Below are 2,884 nucleotides of genomic sequence, written 5' to 3' on the forward strand. Positions count from 1 at the left end.
CATTTTCCAACGCATGGAACGGACTCACTTCCCATTAAGAAGAATCTGGTTGTATTTGTATCTAGATCTTCGAAATTTCTCCTTAAAATATTAAGCCCATAGGTTTTGGCAGCGAGTTCACTGGCTATCGCAGCCGTGAAGGGCATCTCTGAAGCTGCCAGGTCCTTTGCCGCACCGGCAGTGTCATAATACTCTTTGGCCTCTATGCCCTCTTCTTCTATATGTTCAGAACACTGCGCAAGCGCCTGGTGATGCGAAATCACAAATCTTATGTCTTCAAGTGCTCTCCCTTTGGGAGCCATGAGGCAGTGTTCTATTCGAAGCATAACTTCTGTATGGACGAAGAGTTCACTTTCTATAAGGGCATCGTAAGCCGGAATCACCGTACCGGCCAGTGAGTTTTCCACAGGTAGCATCGCATAATCTACTTTTCGTTCGCTGACAAGCTTCAGCATCTCCCGAAACGATCTGCACGGAAGAGTAACGGGAGAATCTCCCAATGACTTTCTTATAGCCTGTTCTGAATATGCGCCGTGTTCGCCTTGAAAAGCGATAGTCTTCTTCTTCAAACAACTCTCCTGTTCATGAGGCAGATTCACTGCCCGAGTAGAATTCGGCTGTTCATGCTCCGTTTTTTCTAATCCAGTTCAAGCCTGCACTTGCCTTTGCAGAACACTGCGCAATCTGCAAGAAATCAAACAATTATTGCCCCACAAATGCGACGGGAAGATGAACTAACCAGAACAAACCTGTGGCATCGCCTTCAGGTCAAGAGCTAAGAGATACCTCTTCTATTATTAATCATCACAGATAGTCCAGTCGGCAAAATGGGACAATAATCGGAAGACTTCGGACCTATTTGAGCAGTTTCCTACACTTTTCTGGAAGACCGTTTTAGACTCATATCTTTTGTTTACTTCAGTATCATTCCACCAATTCAATAACAGACGATTTCGGTTCAGCCTTCGGATTGCCTGTCGGCATACTCCTGCATTGCCTTTGAAAGAAACTCCGCTAACCCTTCGCCGTAACTATCGATGTTTGCTCTGAACCTATCATCCATTACATACATGTTGCCTAGAGCTGCAAAGGATTCAAGGCTATAGTAATGTCCGAAACTTTCGTTAAAGACCCTATACATCCTGTCTATTGCATCTTGAGCGAGGTCTGAATCGGGATCTTCATTTTTGATCTCTGCCAGTCTTCTGAAAAGCTCATCTAGTGTCTTCTCCATGTCCTTCCTCTCCCGATCGCTCTTCGATGCGATAAAATCGTTGCTTTTTTCGACTGTCTCGTCACCCCAAAGCTGTCTAGATTCTTCTTCATATGGGTTGCAAGAGAAATCGAATCCTTTGAACTTTTCTCTTTGACTCATCGAATCTTCCCCTCTCATAGTTTTGAGTGTCCTTTCCAGTGTGATTAGCATAGATTCGATTCTCTCTTTCTCAAGAATCAAGCGTTTCTTCTGAAGCTCGAAGGCCTTCTCTCTATCGAACCTCGGATTGCTGAGAAGCTTCTTGATCCTATCGAGAGAGAAGCCGCATTGTTTGAAAAAGAGAATCTGCTGGAGTCTGTCGAGATCGCCTCCTGAATACTCTCTGTATCCATTCTCGGCATTACGCCGCGGTCTCAGGAGTCCAATCTCATCATAATGATGAAGCGCTCTGACAGAAAGGCCTGAAAGCTCGGCAACCTCTTTTGTATTAAAGAAATCTCCTCCCATAATCACAAGAATATACTATGACGTTGCGTTATAGTCAAATAGTATTGCTTATTGATCTTTCCTTTATGCGGCCACAGGAGCACAGAATGTCAAAGAATTCTCACAGCTGGCTTTTTTCTCCATGGTGAGGAGATTTTTGGTAGGTTCTACTCAAGAGGTTTCGGTGCATGCTAAAGAAGCTCCGTGAATTCTATGTTCAGAGATTCGTCATGATCGCTGGATTCTTTTTTGTTCGTAATTCACTCCGACGAGCGTTCGCGAAACCACATGTTTAGAATACTTGCAACCAGTGCAGCCTCCATCGCTAGATTGCCGACAAAAAAACTTTCCGCTTTGCATCAGTTTCGTCTTAACACGCTCTCTAAATTTGACACTATATAAGGAACTAAAGAATATACTTTAGCATAAGGAAGGCGAAAGAAATGCTTCCCAAACTAGGAGGTACTCCTATGAAAAAAATATTGTTACTCTCAGCATTTGCGGCATTAGTTATGATGATTTCCTCATGCTGGCCGGGATCTTTTCCAGTCGTTCCAAAGACTCTATTGATAGACGATGTCCATAAGAACTTCTACAGTTCCAATTTTCCATTTGACGAAGAGTTTGAAGAACTCATCTCGGAATTCCAACTTAAGGGTTATACTGTGAGTTTGGCTTCGGACGTAGGATTTCTTCCGGAAAACTATGGAGCGGTTCAATTGCAGTACCGACAATTCAGTATTCTTATGCAGAGAAATCAAGTCTTTCAACGCTTCTCGGTCTCGGCGGGAAAGTCAAAATACTCGGCGAATGGTACACCTATTACGACAACACTCCACTAAATGCAATTACCACCTACCTTGGTGTGGATATTCAGTTCAACAACAACGAGTTGAAGGATAATATCAACAACTTCGCAGCTGACAATGACTGGATCACCACAACTCGATTGGAATCCAATCCTCTTACTGTAGGTTTGGGAAAGATTGCGTTATTCGCGACTTGTTCTCTGAATGTGGGGTATGATTCAACGATAATAGCCAGCGCGGAGCCTACAGCCTTCACTCCCATTTCTCTTGAGTCTGACTTCACTAGTAGCAGTTCTGGCGGCGACTATGACACACAGAGCCCTAATCCTCAAGTTACAATCGTAGTCCCGGTTGTTGCAGCAGCAAATGTTGG

3 protein-coding genes are annotated in these 2,884 nt (G+C 43.9%); 1 reads left to right on the top strand and 2 read right to left on the bottom strand.

Translation table 11 applies throughout. From position 1 onward, the window contains the following. Together ENN47_12205 and ENN47_12210 are read right to left on the bottom strand one after the other, a co-directional pair. A partial coding sequence (locus ENN47_12205; GenBank protein HDP78911.1) for a prephenate dehydratase occupies positions 1-593 on the bottom strand: 593 nt, incomplete at its 3' end. Positions 594-958: 365 nt separating this feature from the next. Next, positions 959-1,723 (bottom strand): MerR family transcriptional regulator, encoded by a 765-nt coding sequence (locus ENN47_12210; protein HDP78912.1) that lies wholly within the window; start codon positions 1,721-1,723, stop codon positions 959-961. A 449-nt stretch (positions 1,724-2,172) separates the two neighbouring features. Between ENN47_12210 and ENN47_12215 the strand changes: the two genes are divergently transcribed. Next, positions 2,173-2,544 (top strand): hypothetical protein, encoded by a 372-nt coding sequence (locus ENN47_12215; protein HDP78913.1) that lies wholly within the window; start codon positions 2,173-2,175, stop codon positions 2,542-2,544. Positions 2,545-2,884 lie beyond the last annotated feature (340 nt).

Source organism: Mesotoga infera (assembly GCA_011045915.1).
In the GTDB taxonomy this organism is placed as follows: domain Bacteria; phylum Thermotogota; class Thermotogae; order Petrotogales; family Kosmotogaceae; genus Mesotoga; species Mesotoga infera_D.

Coding starts and splice junctions, on each gene's coding strand:
- ENN47_12215 (HDP78913.1), top strand. CDS start 2,173: ATGAAAAAAATATTGTTACTCTCAGCATTTGCGGCATTAGTTATGATG.
- ENN47_12210 (HDP78912.1), bottom strand. CDS start 1,723: ATGGGAGGAGATTTCTTTAATACAAAAGAGGTTGCCGAGCTTTCAGGC.